The 16,254-nt window shown below is 60.2% G+C and carries 19 protein-coding genes and 1 riboswitch; of the genes, 8 read left to right on the top strand and 11 right to left on the bottom strand.

The genetic code is table 11. The features are described 5' to 3' along the window. Nucleotides 1-3: 3 nt before the first annotated feature. The 10 genes from trmB to miaB all read right to left on the bottom strand — a co-directional run bounded on the left by trmB (nt 4) and on the right by miaB (nt 9,004). Nucleotides 4-717 (bottom strand): tRNA (guanosine(46)-N7)-methyltransferase TrmB, encoded by a 714-nt coding sequence (trmB, locus tag HCZ30_RS05435; protein ID WP_167637208.1) that lies wholly within the window; start codon nt 715-717, stop codon nt 4-6. A 52-nt stretch (nt 718-769) separates the two neighbouring features. Further along, a complete protein-coding gene (gene queF / locus HCZ30_RS05430; RefSeq protein ID WP_167637206.1) occupies nt 770-1,234 on the bottom strand; it encodes a preQ(1) synthase in 465 nt (154 codons plus the stop codon). Continuing rightward, complete coding sequence (gene metK / locus HCZ30_RS05425; RefSeq protein WP_167637204.1) at nt 1,234-2,415, bottom strand: methionine adenosyltransferase; 1,182 nt, start codon at nt 2,413-2,415, stop codon at nt 1,234-1,236. The genes queF and metK overlap by 1 nt, the downstream gene beginning before the upstream one ends. 4 nt (nt 2,416-2,419) lie before the next feature. Beyond that, nucleotides 2,420-2,468: riboswitch (SAM-SAH riboswitch) on the bottom strand. A gap of 30 nt (nt 2,469-2,498) precedes the next feature. Beyond that, nucleotides 2,499-3,935, bottom strand: coding sequence for an apolipoprotein N-acyltransferase (gene lnt, locus HCZ30_RS05420; protein WP_167637202.1), 1,437 nt, complete (start codon nt 3,933-3,935; stop codon nt 2,499-2,501). 18 nt (nt 3,936-3,953) lie between these two features. Further along, nucleotides 3,954-4,838 carry a transporter associated domain-containing protein gene (locus HCZ30_RS05415; protein WP_167637200.1) on the bottom strand — a complete coding sequence of 295 codons (885 nt, stop codon included), beginning with the start codon at nt 4,836-4,838 and terminating at the stop codon, nt 3,954-3,956. A 44-nt stretch (nt 4,839-4,882) separates the two neighbouring features. Beyond that, on the bottom strand, nt 4,883-5,380 hold the full coding sequence (ybeY, locus tag HCZ30_RS05410) for an rRNA maturation RNase YbeY (RefSeq protein ID WP_167637198.1): 498 nt from the start codon (nt 5,378-5,380) through the stop codon (nt 4,883-4,885). Between the two features lie 61 nt (nt 5,381-5,441). Beyond that, nucleotides 5,442-6,440 (bottom strand): PhoH family protein, encoded by a 999-nt coding sequence (locus HCZ30_RS05405; protein ID WP_167637187.1) that lies wholly within the window; start codon nt 6,438-6,440, stop codon nt 5,442-5,444. 147 nt (nt 6,441-6,587) lie between these two features. Continuing rightward, nucleotides 6,588-6,905: a hypothetical protein gene (locus HCZ30_RS05400; RefSeq protein WP_167637185.1), complete on the bottom strand. Its 318-nt coding sequence runs from the start codon at nt 6,903-6,905 to the stop codon at nt 6,588-6,590. A 12-nt stretch (nt 6,906-6,917) separates the two neighbouring features. Next, on the bottom strand, nt 6,918-7,502 hold the full coding sequence (locus HCZ30_RS05395) for an OmpA family protein (RefSeq protein WP_432442755.1): 585 nt from the start codon (nt 7,500-7,502) through the stop codon (nt 6,918-6,920). A 194-nt stretch (nt 7,503-7,696) separates the two neighbouring features. Continuing rightward, nucleotides 7,697-9,004, bottom strand: coding sequence for a tRNA (N6-isopentenyl adenosine(37)-C2)-methylthiotransferase MiaB (gene miaB / locus HCZ30_RS05390; RefSeq protein WP_167637183.1), 1,308 nt, complete (start codon nt 9,002-9,004; stop codon nt 7,697-7,699). Nucleotides 9,005-9,117: 113 nt separating this feature from the next. On the opposite strand from miaB, the gene HCZ30_RS05385 reads away from it, so the two are divergent. Further along, entirely contained in the window at nt 9,118-9,987 is an 870-nt protein-coding gene (locus HCZ30_RS05385; RefSeq protein ID WP_167637181.1) for a glycosyltransferase family 2 protein, read from the top strand. A gap of 13 nt (nt 9,988-10,000) precedes the next feature. Here the strand turns inward: HCZ30_RS05385 and irrA are convergent, their stop codons facing one another. Then, on the bottom strand, nt 10,001-10,417 hold the full coding sequence (gene irrA, locus HCZ30_RS05380; protein WP_167637179.1) for an iron response transcriptional regulator IrrA: 417 nt from the start codon (nt 10,415-10,417) through the stop codon (nt 10,001-10,003). Between the two features lie 168 nt (nt 10,418-10,585). Between irrA and fabA the strand changes: the two genes are divergently transcribed. The 7 genes from fabA (at nt 10,586) to pcaD (ending at nt 16,253) form a co-directional block, all read left to right on the top strand. Continuing rightward, nucleotides 10,586-11,095 (top strand): bifunctional 3-hydroxydecanoyl-ACP dehydratase/trans-2-decenoyl-ACP isomerase, encoded by a 510-nt coding sequence (gene fabA / locus HCZ30_RS05375; RefSeq protein WP_167637177.1) that lies wholly within the window; start codon nt 10,586-10,588, stop codon nt 11,093-11,095. A 36-nt stretch (nt 11,096-11,131) separates the two neighbouring features. Then, the gene (gene fabB / locus HCZ30_RS05370; protein WP_167637174.1) at nt 11,132-12,361 is read left to right on the top strand and encodes a beta-ketoacyl-ACP synthase I; all 1,230 of its coding nucleotides are present in this window, start codon (nt 11,132-11,134) and stop codon (nt 12,359-12,361) included. Nucleotides 12,362-12,526: 165 nt separating this feature from the next. Then, on the top strand, nt 12,527-12,976 hold the full coding sequence (locus HCZ30_RS05365; protein ID WP_167637172.1) for a MarR family winged helix-turn-helix transcriptional regulator: 450 nt from the start codon (nt 12,527-12,529) through the stop codon (nt 12,974-12,976). A 34-nt stretch (nt 12,977-13,010) separates the two neighbouring features. Next, nucleotides 13,011-13,796, top strand: a complete 786-nt coding sequence (locus HCZ30_RS05360; protein ID WP_167637168.1) for an enoyl-ACP reductase FabI — start codon at nt 13,011-13,013, stop codon at nt 13,794-13,796. Nucleotides 13,797-13,800: 4 nt separating this feature from the next. Continuing rightward, a complete protein-coding gene (locus tag HCZ30_RS05355) occupies nt 13,801-14,577 on the top strand; it encodes a hypothetical protein (RefSeq protein ID WP_167637164.1) in 777 nt (258 codons plus the stop codon). A gap of 86 nt (nt 14,578-14,663) precedes the next feature. Then, the gene (locus HCZ30_RS05350) at nt 14,664-15,353 is read left to right on the top strand and encodes a haloacid dehalogenase type II (RefSeq protein WP_167637162.1); all 690 of its coding nucleotides are present in this window, start codon (nt 14,664-14,666) and stop codon (nt 15,351-15,353) included. Between the two features lie 99 nt (nt 15,354-15,452). Further along, entirely contained in the window at nt 15,453-16,253 is an 801-nt protein-coding gene (gene pcaD, locus HCZ30_RS05345) for a 3-oxoadipate enol-lactonase (RefSeq protein ID WP_167637160.1), read from the top strand. Nucleotide 16,254: the final 1 nt, after the last annotated feature.

The raw sequence follows: 16,254 nt of genomic DNA, 5'->3' as shown, positions 1-16,254 counted from the left end.
CGATCAGGGCCGGATGAACGTCAGGTAGTGCGGCGTCCGGCCCTCTTTCAGGGCCTTCTGCTCGTAACGAGTGGAGTGCCAGTCATCCCACGGGGTGCTCATGTCCTCGGGGCCTTTGCCCTGCCAGACAAAACCGGCCTTCGGCACCTCTTCGAGCGTCTGGCGCACGTAGTCGGGGATGTCGGTCGCCACACGGAATTCCGAACCCGGCTTCAGGACGCGGAATAGCGGCTCAAGGTGTTCTTGGGTCACGAACCGGCGACGGTGGTGGCGCTTTTTCGGCCACGGGTCGGGATAGTTCAGGAACGCCTTGGAAATCGAATGATCCGGTAGCACGTCGAACACATCACGCGCATCGCCCGGATGGACCGCCACGTTCTGCGTGCCCAGCTTGCGGATTTTACCCAGCAGCATCGCAACACCGTTCATGAACGGCTCGCACCCGATGATCTCGATCTCGGGGTAGGTTTCGCCCATGTGGACGAGGTGCTCACCGCCGCCGAACCCGATTTCCAGCCAGACGGGCTTGCCTTTGAAACGCGCTTCCATGTCGAGCGGTTTGCGGTCCGGGTTGGTTTCCCAGCTCACATCACCCGGAGACAGCGCCTCCAGATCTTCGTCGAGATAGTCCTTCTGCGCCTGATTCAGGGTCTTACCATGAATACGGCCATAGAAATTGCGCCAAGGCGCGTCGGGATGTTTGTTCGATGCGGTCATGGCGCGCCCCTTACAAAGAAAAAAGCGGCAGGTCGAGACCTACCGCTTCATCTTAGCCGCGTCCGCGATACGGCGGAACGCCCTGTTCGGGGATCCAGATGCCCTCGGGCTCCGGACCAGTGGCCCAGAACACGTCGATCGGGATACCGCCGCGCGGGTACCAGTAGGCACCAATGCGCAGCCATTCGGGATCGAGCAGATCGGCAATGCGCTTGCCGATCATGACCGAACAGTCTTCGTGGAAAGCACCGTGATTGCGGAACGAACCGAGGAACAGCTTGAGCGACTTGCTCTCGACCAGCCACTTGCGCGGCACGTAGTCGATCATGAGGTGAGCAAAGTCGGGCTGTCCCGTCAGCGGGCACAGCGAAGTGAACTCGGGCGAGGTAAACCGCACCACATAACGTTCGCCTTCGTGCGTATGGGGCACACGTTCGAGTTTTGCCTCCTCGGGCGAGGTGGGCAGATCGACGTGCGATCCAAGCTGGGTCAGTCCGGAAACATCGGTATTTGCCATCAGACGGCTCCTTTGAGTGCCTCTGCCAGATCGGTGCGCTCCCACGAGAAACCACCGTCGGTTTCCGGTGCGCGACCGAAGTGACCGTAGGCGGCAGTGCGAGCGTAGATCGGCTTGTTGAGGCCCAGATGGGTACGGATACCCCGCGGCGTCAAGTCCATGGCCTGCGAAACGGCACGTTCGATCGCAGCCTCGTCCACGGTATTGGTGCCGTAGGTGTTGGCGTAGATCGACAGCGGCTTGGCCACGCCGATGGCGTAGGACAGCTGGATCGTGCACTTGTCCGCGAGGCCCGCAGCAACAACGTTCTTGGCCAGATAGCGCGAGGCATAGGCTGCCGAACGGTCAACCTTGGTCGGGTCTTTGCCCGAGAACGCACCGCCGCCGTGAGGGGCCGCGCCGCCGTAGGTGTCCACGATGATCTTGCGGCCGGTCAGGCCAGCGTCGCCGTCAGGGCCGCCGATGACGAACTTGCCGGTGGGGTTGATCCACCATTCGGTCGCGTCCGACAGCCAGCCTTCGGGCAGGACTTCGCGGATGTAGGGTTCGACGATGGCGCGGACGTCTTCCGAGGTCAGCGATTCATCGAGGTGCTGGGTCGACAGAACCAGCGAGGATACGCCAACCGGCTTGCCGTCGCGGTACTGGATCGACAGCTGCGATTTCGCGTCGGGGCCCAGCGCGGGCTCGGTGCCGTTTTTACGCACTTCGGCCAGACGACGCAGGATCGCGTGGCTGTAGTGGATCGGCGCGGGCATGAGCGCATCGGTTTCGCGGGTCGCGTGACCGAACATGATGCCCTGATCGCCAGCGCCTTCGTCCTTGTCTTCGGACGCGTCGACGCCTTGGGCGATGTGCGCAGACTGTTCGTGCAGGAGGTTGGTGATCTCAACCGTTTCCCAGTGGAACTTGTCCTGCTCGTAGCCGATGTCCTTGATCGCGCCGCGCACGAGGTCCGGCACGCTGTTCATATATTCGGTCAGCTTGGACTGATCCGAAAGGCCAACCTCGCCGCCGATGACCACACGGTTCGTGGTGGCGAAAGTTTCGCAAGCAACGCGGGCTTCGGGCTCTTCGGCCAGAAATGCGTCGAGAATAGTATCCGAGATACGGTCGCAGACCTTATCGGGGTGTCCTTCGGAAACGGACTCCGAAGTAAAGATGTAGTCCAGTCGTGACATGAAGTGCTCCATTAGATTTGGCCCGCCACGCCAGGAAGCCGTTGTGGGGGCACGAATTAGGAACGGCTAAACCTACTGGCGTGTTAGGTCAACGCCGTTTTTCGCCTTGCGAGAACAGCGATACCCGCGGTCAAAACAATCAGGATAACTAACGGAATATTGGTTAATTTGCTGTAAACAGTGGGGGCGGAGGCCACCGGCAAGGGTGCGTCAATATAGCCCTCTTCGCCCATACCCATCGAAGCCGTGATCACCCCGCGCGAGTCGATCATTGCCGTCACACCGGTATTCGCGACGCGGATGAGGGGAAGACCTTGCTCGATCGCCCTGAGCCTTGCCTGCGCCAGATGCTGCATTGGACCGGCATCGGGGCCGAACCATCCGTCGTTGGTAATCAGCATGAGCGCGCGGGGGCGTTCACCGGAATGCGAGAGCGACGGGAAGATGCCCTCATAGCAGATTAGCGGAAGCACCTTACCGATATTGGCGAAGTCGATCAGGTGCGAACCCGTGCCTTCGCTGAAGCCCGACCCTTCGTTTGCCGCAAGTCCGTGGATGCCGAAATCGGCCAGCAGATTGCCGAACGGCACGTATTCCCCGAATGGCACGAGGTGGCGTTTGTCGTAAGAGTCCAGCAACTCTCCCCCCCGCCCCACGACGACCATGCTGTTGTAATAGCGCATGTCCTCTTCGCGGTTGATGCCGATGACTACGGGCGCACCGCGCGCGACGTCGGACACCTGCTCGATCACGTCGCCAGCGTAGTTCAGCAGATACGGCACCGAGGTTTCGGGCCAGACGACCAGATCGGGCGCCTCTCCCGCCATCGTCGACTGGATCAGGCGGCGATAGAACACCTGCATCTTGTCAGGGTCCCACTTGTCCTCTTGTCGCGCGTTGGGCTGGACAAGGCGCACGATAGGGTCGTCGCCGATGGTTGGCTCGGGGCTGTAAGGCAGCGCAATCGCTCCGCCAATCAGAACCGCAAGCAGCGCCGAAAAACGATGGCGAATAATCAGCGACGCCAGTGCCGCTGCGAGCATGATAATGAGGACCGTCAGCCCGTACGCGCCGACGAACGGCACCGCATGGATGGCGAAGGTGTCGAGGTAAGACTGCGCGAACTGCCCCCACGGGAAGCCTGTGAACAGATACGCCCGCCCCATCTCGCCGAGGATCAGGCCCAGCGCCCAAGCCGCCCTGCCCCGCCCGAGCCTGACCGCAATCCACATGCCGACCGCCCAGAATAACGCGAGGCCCATCGGCAGCAGAGCCGCCGCAAAGGGCGCCATCCAGCCGTAGATGTCGGCCTCCACGCGGAATGGGTATTCGATCCAGCGGAGCATCGGGCCAAAGTAAGCCACGCCCACCAGCCACGCCTGAAACGCGGCGACCTTCGGCACTTTGGACGAAACAACTGCCCAAAGCACCAGTGCAGGCACGATAAGATAGGCAAAATTCAGAGGCTCCTGACCGAGCATCATCAGGAGGCCGGCGAGAACCGGCGCTCCGAAAGTCATCAGATGCCTCATGAAGTGTTAAGCCTCGGCAGGTTTATTGACGCGCACGCGCAGACGCTTGATCCGGCGCGGATCGGCTTCGATCACCTCGAACTCCGGCCCGTCGGGGTGTTTGATCACCTCGCCGCGCGCAGGAACGTGGCCTGCCAGCATGAAGACAAGACCGCCAAGCGTGTCGATTTCCTCGTCGTCGATCTCTTCGTGCGCACCGAGATCGAGACCGATCTCCTGCTCGAAATCATCCAGATCGGTCTTCGCATAGACGAGGTAGACGCCCGGTCCTTCGCTCACAAAGGATGCGGCCTCTTCTTCGTCGTGCTCGTCCTCGATCTCGCCCACGACCTGCTCGATCAGATCCTCGATCGTCACGAGGCCATCGGTCCCGCCGTATTCGTCGATCACCAGCGCCATGTGGGTCCGCTCTGCCTGCATCTTCTGCAGCAGCACATGCAGCGGCATGGACGGCGGCACGTAGATCAGCGGGCGCAGCATCTGGTTGAGGTCATAGGTGTCTTCGTCGCAGTCGAAACCGAACTTCAAGGCAAAGTCCTTGAGGTTCACCAGACCCATCGGGCTGTCGAGCGTGTTGTCGTAGACAGGGATACGGGTCAGCCCGCTTTCGCGGAATGTCTGGACCAGCTCCTCTTTGGTGCTGGTAATCGGAACCGCCACGATATCCGTTTTGGGGATTGAGACGTCTTCGACACGCATCCTGCGCAGGTTGGATAGTCCCAACACCGGCTGCATGGGAACGACGTTCCCGTTGTGATGCATTTCCTCATCCTCTTCGGACGGGTTGAAAGCGTCGAATATGCGGCTGAGAAAACCGCTCTTGTTGCCGTCTATGGTGTCCGCTTGCGCGCTCTGCGCTGCGATAGAAGGACCCTCGTTGGTGTCGCCCATTGTCTCCAAACCTATAGCCCAGGCAGCGTTGCCGGACTTTCCAACTACGAATATGGGTCAGCCATACCCATTTTGCCAAGTATTTCGGTCTCAATTCCTTCCATCAGCGCAGCATCGCCGTCCCTGATGTGATCAAAACCCAACAAATGAAGAACGCCGTGGATCATCAGATGCATAGCGTGTTCGCGCAGCGGCTTGCCTGCGTCGGTGGCTTCGCGCTCGCACGTCTCGTAGGAAATCGCGATATCGCCGAGCTCAATGGTGCCGAAGACATCCGCTTCGGGCTCCTCGGGCATGTCGCCGTCACCCTCTGCGCCGCGCTCGTCGGCGGGCCAGGAAAGGACGTTCGTCGCTTTATCCTTCTCGCGGAAACCGGCGTTCAGTTCGCGGATGCGCGCATCATCGCAGCCCAGCACCGACAGCTCGCATTCCTCGGCATCGATACCCAACCGTTCGAGGACAGCATGCGCAGCCGTTTCGATGATGTCCTCAAGCCCGAGGTCCACCCAACGATCGTCGGTAATTTCAATGTCGATTTGCACGGGAACCGTCCTGATATTGTCGCGCGGCCCTTAACAGGCCGCGTGACAGGCTACCAGCGAATTACCTTTTCACGTCGTCGGCGTCGTATGCCTCGATAATCGCGGCAACGAGCGGGTGACGCACCACGTCCTTGGACGTGAAGTAGTTGAAGCTGATTTTCTTGATGCCCTTGAGCAGACGCTCCGCATCGACAAGACCGGAGTCCATGCCGCGCGGAAGGTCGATCTGGCTGCGGTCACCGGTAATGACCATGCGCGAGCCTTCGCCCAGACGGGTCAGGAACATCTTCATCTGCATGGACGTGGCGTTCTGCGCTTCGTCGAGGACGATGAACGCGCGGGACAGCGTACGGCCACGCATGAAAGCGAGCGGAGCGATCTCGATCTTCTTTTCTTCCATTAGCTTCTGCACTTGCTTGCTGGGAAGGAAATCGTTCAGCGCGTCGTAAAGCGGCTGCATGTAAGGATCGACTTTGTCCTTCATGTCACCCGGCAGGAAGCCGAGCTTTTCGCCCGCTTCGACAGCGGGGCGCGACAGGATGATCTTGTCGACCTGACCAGTGATGAACATCGACACCCCGACAGCGACCGCGAGGTACGTTTTACCGGTACCAGCAGGACCGATGCCGAAGGCCAGTTCGTTCTTGAACAGGTTCTTGACGTATTCCTTCTGCGCGTCGGTGCGCGGCTCGACCATTTTCTTGCGGGTCTTGATTTCGACCGCGCCGCCTTTGAACATCTCCATCTGGTCGCCGGCTTGCGTACCGGTTTCCTTTTCGGAGTGCCCCATGCGGAGCTCGCGATCAACGTCCGCCGGTTCTACCTGACGGCCCGATTCGAGACGGGCATAAAGAGCGTTGAGCACCTCTGCTGCTTTTTCGCGGGAGCCTTCCTCGCCGATCAGGATCAAGTGGTTCCCTCGTCGCGCAATCTGTATACCCAGGATTTCCTCGATTTTCGCAAGGTTGCGATCATATTCACCGCAGAGATCGATTAGCAGGAAGTTATCCGGGAATTCGATCACCAGCTCAGAGGGCGGGGTCAAGATGTCGACTGGCAAGCACGTCTCCTAACTAGAGGTGGTATAATTGGATGGTGGCAAGTTGCGGGCCATCTGGCAAGCGCTTCGTAACATCACCCTATATGCGCAACGTAACAGGCCGCGGAAAGTTCCGCGGCCTGCTGCAAATTTAGACGTTCTTTGAACTCAGAGAGTGTCGGGGATCGGCGTGCCAGCCTTGAACGGACCGACAGCCTGCTCCGGCGCACCAACGCCCGAACATACGGGAAGTCCATCCGGCGTCAGACGCGGCGACAGGTACCCTTCGACACCGTCGTCGATGATCCAGTGGTCGCAACCGTTCGGATCGATCCAGACACCCGCGACGAGGGTCGACAGGTGGTGGGAGTTGATGCCGCGGTCAATGCTCTTGTCGGGACCGTAGGAGCCCATTTCGAGGCCCTCAGTACATGCCGAAACAGTAGCAGCACCAGCGAGGAGGACGGCGACTTTAACGATGTTCATATCCATCTCTCCTTAGCGCAGGCAGTAAATGTCGACGCGGCGGTTCTCTGCCATGCCGGCAGCGGTCGCGTTCGATGCTTTCGGGTTACGCTCGCCAAAGCCGCGCACGTCAACGACGCGGGCACCGACGGTGCCGCCGATGTTCGCAACGGCGGTCGCACGGTTCTGCGAAAGCGTCATGTTGTATTCGTCCGAAGCGCGGCTATCGGTGTGACCGTAGATCAGGAAGCCGAAGACGCCATTCGCCATGCTGTCGCTGAAGAAACCTTCGAGACGCTGACGGCCCTGCGCGTTGATCGAGTATTTGTCGGTGTCGAAGTACTGGTCGGTCGGCACAACGCCGCAGATTTCGCTGCGGTGGCAGACAGCCGAGCCGTCGCGGCGACGGTTGGCGTCCATGTAACCTTCGGCACCGTCGTCCATGACCCAGTGCTCGCAACCATCGGGGTCGATCCAGATGGTCGGAATATATCGTTCGGAATCGACTGCACCGATGCCCTGCGCCATCGCCGCGCCGCCCATTGCCGTCGAGATAATCAAGATGGCTGCACCAACGCCCCCAAACGCTTTAGCAACCAGCGATCCCCATTTAGTCATCACAAATAAGCCCTTCATCCTGGGCAGGGGTTAGGCAGTTAACCCCCACAATATAATTAAGCTCTTGTGATGTTAGGGCGAGTTGTCAACAAGGGAAGCTGCTTTAAGGCAGAAATGTGGCACCAATTATCAGCAAAATAAACACAATCCCCCAAGGTCAGGGGATTGGTTCCGATCTGCGAATTAATTGGACTTCAGACCAACACGCCAGCCAGCGAATTCGGACCGCTTTCAACGATCTTCACGCGGCGGATCTGACCGATATCAGACTCAGGGCCGACCGCGTGGACAGCGTGCAGGTAGTTCGACTTGCCCACGATCTGACCCGGAAGGCGGCCTTTCTTCTCGAACAGCACCTCGACCTCGCGGCCGACCATGCTGTCCTGCGCAGCGCGCTGCTGCTTGGTGATGAGGGCCTGTAGCGCGTAAAGGCGCTCGTTCGCCACGTCGTCGGGCAGCTGCGGCTTCTCAGCGGCGGGCGTACCGGGACGGGTCGAATATTTGAAGGTAAAGGAAGCGCCGAATTCCACACGGCGGACGAGGTCCATCGTGTCCTCGAAGTCCTGATCGGTCTCACCGGGGAAGCCGACGATAAAGTCACTGGTCAGCAGCAGGTCCGGACGCTTTGCACGGATGCGGTCGATCAGATGGAAGTACTGATCGCGGGTGTGCTTGCGGTTCATCGCCTTAAGGATCTTGTCGCTGCCCGACTGCACGGGCAGGTGCAGGTACGGCATCAGCTTTTCACAAGTTCCGAAGGCATCGACCAGCGCGTCATCCATGTCGTTCGGGTGCGAGGTGGTGAAGCGGATACGGTCAAGGCCGTCGATCTCTGCCAGCTCCCAGATCAGACCTGCGAGGCCCTTCTCGTGGCCGTGATAGGCGTTGACGTTCTGGCCGAGCAGCGTGATCTCGCGGACACCTGCGTCCACCAGTTCCTGCGCCTCGCGGACGATGCGATCCTTGGGACGGCTGACCTCTGCGCCGCGGGTATAGGGCACCACGCAGAACGCACAGAATTTGTCGCAACCTTCCTGCACGGTGAGAAACGCAGTCGGGCCGCGCAGGGTGCGGGCACGCTTGTTCAGGTGCTCGAACTTGTCCTCTTCGGGGAAATCGGTGTCCACGGGCTTCTCGCCCTTCTGGATCGCTTTCTCCATCTCGGGCAGACGGTGGTAGCTCTGCGGACCGACGACGAGGTCGACAACAGGCGCACGCGCCATGATCTCCTGCCCTTCGGCCTGCGCAACGCAGCCCGCCACGCCGATTTTCAGGTCGGGACGCTCGTCCTTGATCAGCTTCAGGCGGCCAAGTTCGGAATAGACTTTCTCTGCTGCTTTTTCGCGGATGTGACAGGTGTTCAGCAGCACCATGTCGGCCTGTTCGGGCGAGTCCACTTCCACGTAACCGTTTCCGCCCAGCGCCTCCACCATCCGCTCGGAGTCGTAGACGTTCATCTGGCAGCCGTATGTTTTGATAAACAGTTTCTTCGGCTCTGACATGGCGCGTTTCCGGTATGCAGCAGTTTATGGAATGGCGCTAACTACCGTTTTGCCGCTCGTCTTGCAATGGTAGGCAAATTGATCGACTTTACCGGCGGAACAAGGGACGCCCGATGCGATTTGCCAGCCTCGACCAATACCTTCAAAAAGCGCCGGAAATTCTGTCTAAGGGTCCGATCTGCCTCATGCTGGCGGAGGACGAGACCGAAGTCGTGGCCACCATCCGGCACCACCTCGATCTGGGGTTCAAACACCTCGTGATGTTCGGCGCGACCGACATTGCCCTGCCCGAGGCGGTCGAGGCCAAGATCATCCGCGTCGACCACGACATGTTCCGCGACAATGCGCTGACAGATGCGGTGAACGGCACGATCGAGGCGGCGGCGGGTCAGTGGCTCTACTACTGCTATAACGCCGAATTCCTGTTCTATCCGTTCTGCGAAAACCGCGCGGTCGGAGAGATGCTGGCCTTCCATACCGAGGAACGCCGCGAGTCGATGCTGACCTATGTGGTCGACCTCTATGCCAGCGACCTCAAGAATGCTCGGAATGGAGTTTCGATCGAGGACGCCTGTCTGGACAAATCGGGCTACTATGCCCTCGCGCGCCTTGATGCGGCGAACCACAACCATCCGTTCGAACGGCAGCTCGATTTCTTCGGCGGCCTGCGTTGGCGCTTTGAGGAATACATCCCGCAGGAACGCCGCCGCATCGACCGTATCGCGATCTTCCGCGCGGCGAAGGGTCTGCGCCTGCGTCCCGACCACACGTTCAACATCGACGAGTACAACACCTACGCCTGCCCGTGGCACCACAACCTGACGGCGGCAATCTGTTCGTTCCGCACGGCAAAGGCGCTCTGCCGCAATCCGGGCTCGGCGTCCAAGATCAACACGTTCACGTGGTACAACTCGACCCCGTTTACGTGGCACTCTCAGCAATTGCTCGATTTCGGCCTGATGGAACCCGGCCAGTGGTTCTGATCCGATTCGCGGGTTAGTCGCGGCGGAGGCGGATCACCACGTCCACAGACGCCACGCGGGCACCGCTCGGTGCGGAGGGCAGACCTTCGATGCGAAGCTGGTCTGCCGGAGCATCCGTCAAAGTGCCGTCATCTTCCCAATAGAAGTGCGGGTGGTCGGTCATGTTGGTGTCGAAGTAGCTGCGCGATCCGTCCACGGTGATCTCACGCAGCAAACCGGCGTCGCAGAATGCTTTGAGCGTGTTGTAAACGGTGGCGAGCGAAACGCCCGCGCCTGCTTCCGAAGCGGCTTCGTAGAGCCATTCTGCGGTGACATGGCGGTCGCAACCGTCGCCGACCAGCAGAGCCGCCAGCGCGACTCTTTGACGTGTCGGGCGCAGTCCCGCCGAGGCGAGCCAGTCAGTTCCGCGATTTGTCAGGTCGTCGAGCATTCTACCGTCCTTTGGATTCTGGCAAGAATATCGTGGCAACTAAGGTTTTTTCAATGACAATCTGATAACGTGCTGTTGTCCGAAGCCCCGCCGCACTTGCTCTTGCAAAGGTCGGAGTGTTAGACGACCCCGAATTAATTGTGAGCCAACTGGAGAGAAAGAGACCCGATGGGCCAATATCCGAACAGCTTCGACAAAGAAGATCTTCTGAAATGCGCCCGTGGCGAACTCTTCGGTCCGGGCAATGCCCAGCTTCCGGCTCCGCCGATGCTGATGATGGACCGCATCACCGAAATCTCGGATGACGGCGGCGCGCACGGTAAAGGTCACGTTCTGGCAGAGTTCGATATCACGCCCGACCTGTGGTTCTTCGACTGCCACTTCCCCGGCAACCCGATCATGCCCGGCTGCCTTGGCCTCGATGGTCTGTGGCAGCTGACCGGCTTCAACCTCGGCTGGCGCGGCTGGCTGGGTCGCGGCTATGCGCTCGGCGTCGGCGAGGTCAAACTGACCGGCATGGTCCGTCCCGACCGCAAAATGCTCACCTACAAAATCGACTTCACCAAGGCCATTCAAACCCGCCGCCTGACCATGGGCGTTGCTGACGGTATTGTAGAGGCGGACGGTGAGGTTATCTATCAGGTTAAAGACATGAAAGTCGCTCTCTCGGAATCCTGAGAGCGACCGTTCCAACAGAATTAAGGGAGGCCCACCATGCGCCGTGTCGTCGTCACTGGTCTCGGAATTGTATCGCCTATCGGCAACAACGCCGCCGAAGTCGAAGCCTCGCTCCGTGCGGGCAAATCGGGTATCGAAGCCAGCCCTGAAATGGCAGAACGCGGATTCCGCAGCCAGATTGCGGGCACCGTCAAAATCGATGTCACCGAACACGTGGACAAGCGCGCGCTGCGCTTCATGGGTCCGGGTGCGGCTTATGCCTACATCTCCATGAAGCAGGCGATCGAGGACTCCGGTCTGACCGAAGATCAGGTCTCGAACGTGCGCACCGGCCTCGTTGCCGGCTCGGGCGGTCCGTCGACCAGCGCCATGTATGCCGCACACCAGATCGTCGATAAAAACGGCTCGCCCAAGCGGATCGGGCCGTTCGCTGTGCCGAAGTGCATGTCCTCGACCATCTCGGCGAACCTGTCGACCCAGTTCAAGATCAAGGGCATCAACTACTCGATCACCTCGGCTTGCTCGACCTCGCTGCACTGCATCGGCAACGCCGCAGAGCAGATCATGATGGGCAAGCAGGACGTGATGTTCGCTGGCGGCGGCGAAGAACTGGACTGGACCCTGTCCTGCCTGTTCGACGCGATGGGCGCTATGTCGTCCAAGTTCAACGACACTCCCGAAAAAGCCTCGCGCGCGTTCGACAAGGACCGTGACGGCTTCGTCATCGCGGGTGGCGGCGGCATCGTTGTCCTCGAAGACCTTGAACACGCCAAGGCGCGCGGCGCGAAAATCTACGCCGAAGTTACCGGCTTTGCCGCGACCTCGGACGGTCACGACATGGTTGCCCCGTCGGGTGAAGGCGGCGAGCGCGCGATGCGCCTTGCGCTGCAAACCCTGCCGGAAGGCCGCAAGGTCAGCTACATCAATGCGCACGGCACCTCGACTCCGGTCGGCGACGTGGGCGAGATCGAAGCCGTCCGCCGCGTCTTCGGCGATGGCAGCACCCCGCCGGTGTCCTCGACCAAGTCGATGACCGGTCACAGCCAGGGTGCGACGGGCGCGTCCGAAGCCATCTACTGCCTGCTGATGCTTCAGGGCGATTTCATCGCACCGTCGATCAACGTCGAAAACCTCGCCCCCGAACTGAAGCCCGAAGAGATCGCGACCTCGCTGGTCGAAAACGCGGGCCTCGATTCCGTGATGACCAACAGCTTCGGCTTTGGCGGCACCAACGGGTCGATGATCCTGTCGAAATACCGCGACTGATCCGATCAAAAATTTACGAAGCGGGCGCCCATCGCGGCGCCCGCTTTCGTTTCGCCCTCGGCCATTTACCTTTTTCGAGAGGTATTAACCTCGCATTAACCTACTTCATTTACATTCCGTGGAATGGTAGACACGCCCCACGGAATTGACGTTAGGACATCGAAAATGGCCTCCCCCAGCGTAGGCGAACTGATGACCCGCTTCGGGATGGCTGCGCAGCTTTTTCAGACAAAGCTCGAAGCCGGCCTCGCACCTTACGGGCTAACCATTCCGCAAATGTCCGTTCTTTCGCATCTTGTGGCATTGGCCAAACCGCTGCGCGTGACCGAAATCGCCCGCGCGGTCGAGGTTGGCCAACCTGCCGTGACGAAGATGTTGACGAAGTTCGAACATGCCGGATGGGTTGGTTTCATCACCAGCGCCGAAGACCGCCGCAGCAAAGCGGTCGTGGCAACAGACAACGGGCGCGAGCTCCTCGCGGAAGTCCAGCAGAGTATTTTTCCAACGCTGGGCGGCTTTTTTTCCGAATGGAAATCCGAGGACTTGGCCAATTTTAGCGAGTACCTTAAAAAGGTAATACAACTTATGGATGATCGGCCGCAGACCAACATCTGACTGCGCAAACATCCGGAAGAAACGAGGGAACACCATGCAATCAATGACAGGCAAGCGCGGCTTGATTATGGGCGTCGCGAACGAGCGCTCCATCGCTTGGGGCATCGCGAAAGCTCTGGCAGACGCAGGCGCGGAACTGGCCTTTACCTATCAGGGCGACGCTTTTGGCAAGCGCGTCGAACCGCTCGCCGCTTCGGTCGGCTCGAACACGCTGATCGACGTCGACGTGACCAATGACGAGAGCATGGACCTCGCCTTCAACACGGTTAAGGACAAGTGGGGCTCGCTCGATTTCGTCGTCCACGCCATCGCCTATTCGGACAAGAACGAACTTACCGGCCGTTTCATCAACACCACCCGCGCCAACTTCGGCCACTCGCTGGGGATCAGCTGCTATTCGTTCATTGACGTCGCCAAGCGCGCGTCCGAACTAATGCCGAACGGCGGCTCTTTGATCACGCTGACGTACGGCGGCTCCAACCGCGTGACCCCGAATTACAACGTGATGGGCGTTGCGAAAGCCGCGCTGGAAAGCTCTGTCCGCTATCTGGCGAATGACCTCGGCCCGCAGGGCATCCGCGTGAACGCGATCTCCCCCGGCCCGATGAAGACCCTTGCCGGTGCGGCCATCGGCGGTGCGCGCAAGACCTACCGTCACACCGAAGAGAACGCCCCGCTGCGCTCCAACGCGACGCTCGAAGCTGTCGGCGGCACCGCCGTTTACCTCGCTTCGGACGCGGGCGCGTTCACCTCGGGCGAGATCATCCACGTTGACGGCGGCTTCCACGTGCTGGGCATGCCGCAGCAGGAACACCTCTGATCAGATGCTGCTGACGGCGTTTGCGATAGCTCTCGCCGCCGCGCTCTGGTCGGCGACAAAGGGCGGATGGGCCGGACTGCAACCGCAGTTTCCGGCCCCTCGCTATTTGGCAACGGGCGTTCTGGGCTTCGCCGTGCTGATCTACATCTTCGGCGCGCTGGTCGCGGGGCCGCTGGTGTTCTGTTTCTACCTTTACGAACTGGGCACCGTGACGGCCCGCCGCGCGATGGGGCAAAACGCGGAATTCAGGGTGATCCCCGTCTTTGGCGAGAAGCCCGCAGTCATCGGCCAAGAGGTCCGCGCTCACACGGCGTACGCGCTGCTCATCGGGCCGTTCTTCCTGATCCTCGGCTCGATTTCTTCGAGCCTGCTGTCGATGTGGGTCACGCCCTATAGCATCCACCTCGCGAACTTCCTCGCGCTCCTCAGTATCATCGCGCCGATGTACGGGCTGATGCGGCTTCTGCCCTTCGACAAACTGGGCGGCGATGTCATCCTCGACACCGTATCGAATGCGATCTGGCCGATCCTCGGTCTGTTCCTGACAGGCCTAGCTTCGGCGATCGTCATGGTCGGAGCTATCGGCCTGAAGTCCCTCGGCCTCGGTTTTCTAGCGCTCTATGGCGTGAAAACTGCGGTCTACGGCCCGTCGATTCCGCCCGATCCCACCCGCCTGACGAAGCCTGCGGGCTGGCTGATGTTTGTATGTTATCTTGCTACCATTGGAGTTCTGGGCGTGCTCGGCTCTCCGTTGTTGATGGCGATGCTCCGGCCGTTTTAGACGGCACACCTTCCATATCTTGCATGGCTGCCTTGCGTTTCGCTCAATTGTAACAGCGGCCCTTAACGTGCATCCTGCACGGCAGGATGGGAGGAATCCGTTTGATCAATACTTGCATTTTCGATGCCTATGGCACCCTTTTCGATGTCAGCGCCGCCGCTCGCGAAGCCGCTGCCGAACCGGGGAACGAGGCACTCGCAGAGATTTGGCCGCAACTCGCGGCCGATTGGCGCTTCAAGCAACTACAGTACAGCTGGCTGCGCGCCGTTGCCCGCAAACATGAAGACTTCTGGCAGCTGACCAAGGACTCGCTCGATTGGGCACTCGAAGCGGCAAAGCTGGACGATCCGAAACTGCGCGAGCGACTGCTGAACCTCTACTGGGAACTGTCGCCCTACCCCGAGGTGGTCGAGGTTCTGACCTACCTCAAAGAGCGCGGCATCCAGACCGGCATTCTGTCGAACGGTACCCAGGAGATGCTGAACGGTGCGGTGAAACGCGCTGGCGTCGGCCATCTGCTCGACGCGGTGATGTCGGTCGAAACCGTGAAGGTCTTCAAACCCCACGACCTCGTTTACGAAATGGTCGAAAGCCGCTTCATCTGCGAGCGCAACGAAGTTCTCTTCGTGTCCTCGAACGGCTGGGACGCCGCAGGTGCCTCGAACTTCGGGTATCAGACCCTGTGGGTGAACCGCCAAAACGAGCCGGTTGACCGCCTTTACGCGCAGCCCCAGCAGATCGCGCCTGACCTGCGCGCCGTGCTCGACCTCGTCTGAGAATTCAACTGTACCAGCGCGAATTTCACCTTTGGCCCGCTTGCATCCTGCGGGCCAAAGCCTGATCCTCGGCCACCAGACAAATGGCGAGGACGACCGATGCGCGAACATTATATCCAACGCGATGATGTGACCCTTTACGCCCGCGAAGACGGCGTGATGGGCGACAGCGCACCGACCATCGTGTTCGCCAACTCGCTCGGCACGGCTATGAGCCTTTGGGACGACCTGCTGCCGCTGCTGCCCAAAGGACTGCGCATCGTCCGCATGGACAAACGCGGCCACGGCAAATCCTCCTGCCCCGATGCGCCTTACGCGATGGGCGCGCTGGTGAAGGATGCCGAGGCGGTTTGCGATCACCTCAACGTCCGCGACGCGATGTTCGTCGGCCTGTCGATCGGCGGCATGATTGCGCAGGGGCTGGCGGTCAAACGGCTCGACATCATCCGCACGCTGGTTCTGTCGAACACCGCCGCCAAGATCGGCATCCAGAAGCTCTGGGACGAACGGATCAACGCGGTCCGCACCAAGGGCCTCGACGCGATTGCTGATGGCGTGATGGAGCGGTGGTTCGCCAAGGATTTTGCCAATTCCCCCGCTGTGAAGAAATGGCGCGACCTGCTGTGCGCAACGCCGGTCGAAGGCTATACCGGTTGCTGTGCCGCGATCTCGGGCACCGATTTCTACACGCCGACCAGCGGTCTACGCCTGCCGACGATGGGTATCGTGGGTTCCGAAGACGGCTCCACCCCGCCGGATCTGGTGCGCGAAACGGTCGAACTGATCCCCGGCTCCACCTTCCACATCATTCGCAAGACAGGCCACCTGCCCTGCGTGGAGAAACCGCAGGAATATGCGGATCTGCTGAACCAGTTCATCAAGGACACCGGCCACATCTGAG

It is taken from the genome of Marivivens donghaensis (genome assembly GCF_011806565.1).
Lineage (GTDB): Bacteria > Pseudomonadota > Alphaproteobacteria > Rhodobacterales > Rhodobacteraceae > Marivivens > Marivivens donghaensis_A.
Note: the sequence above shows the minus strand (reverse complement) of the source record. Positions and strands in the feature narration are given on the sequence as shown.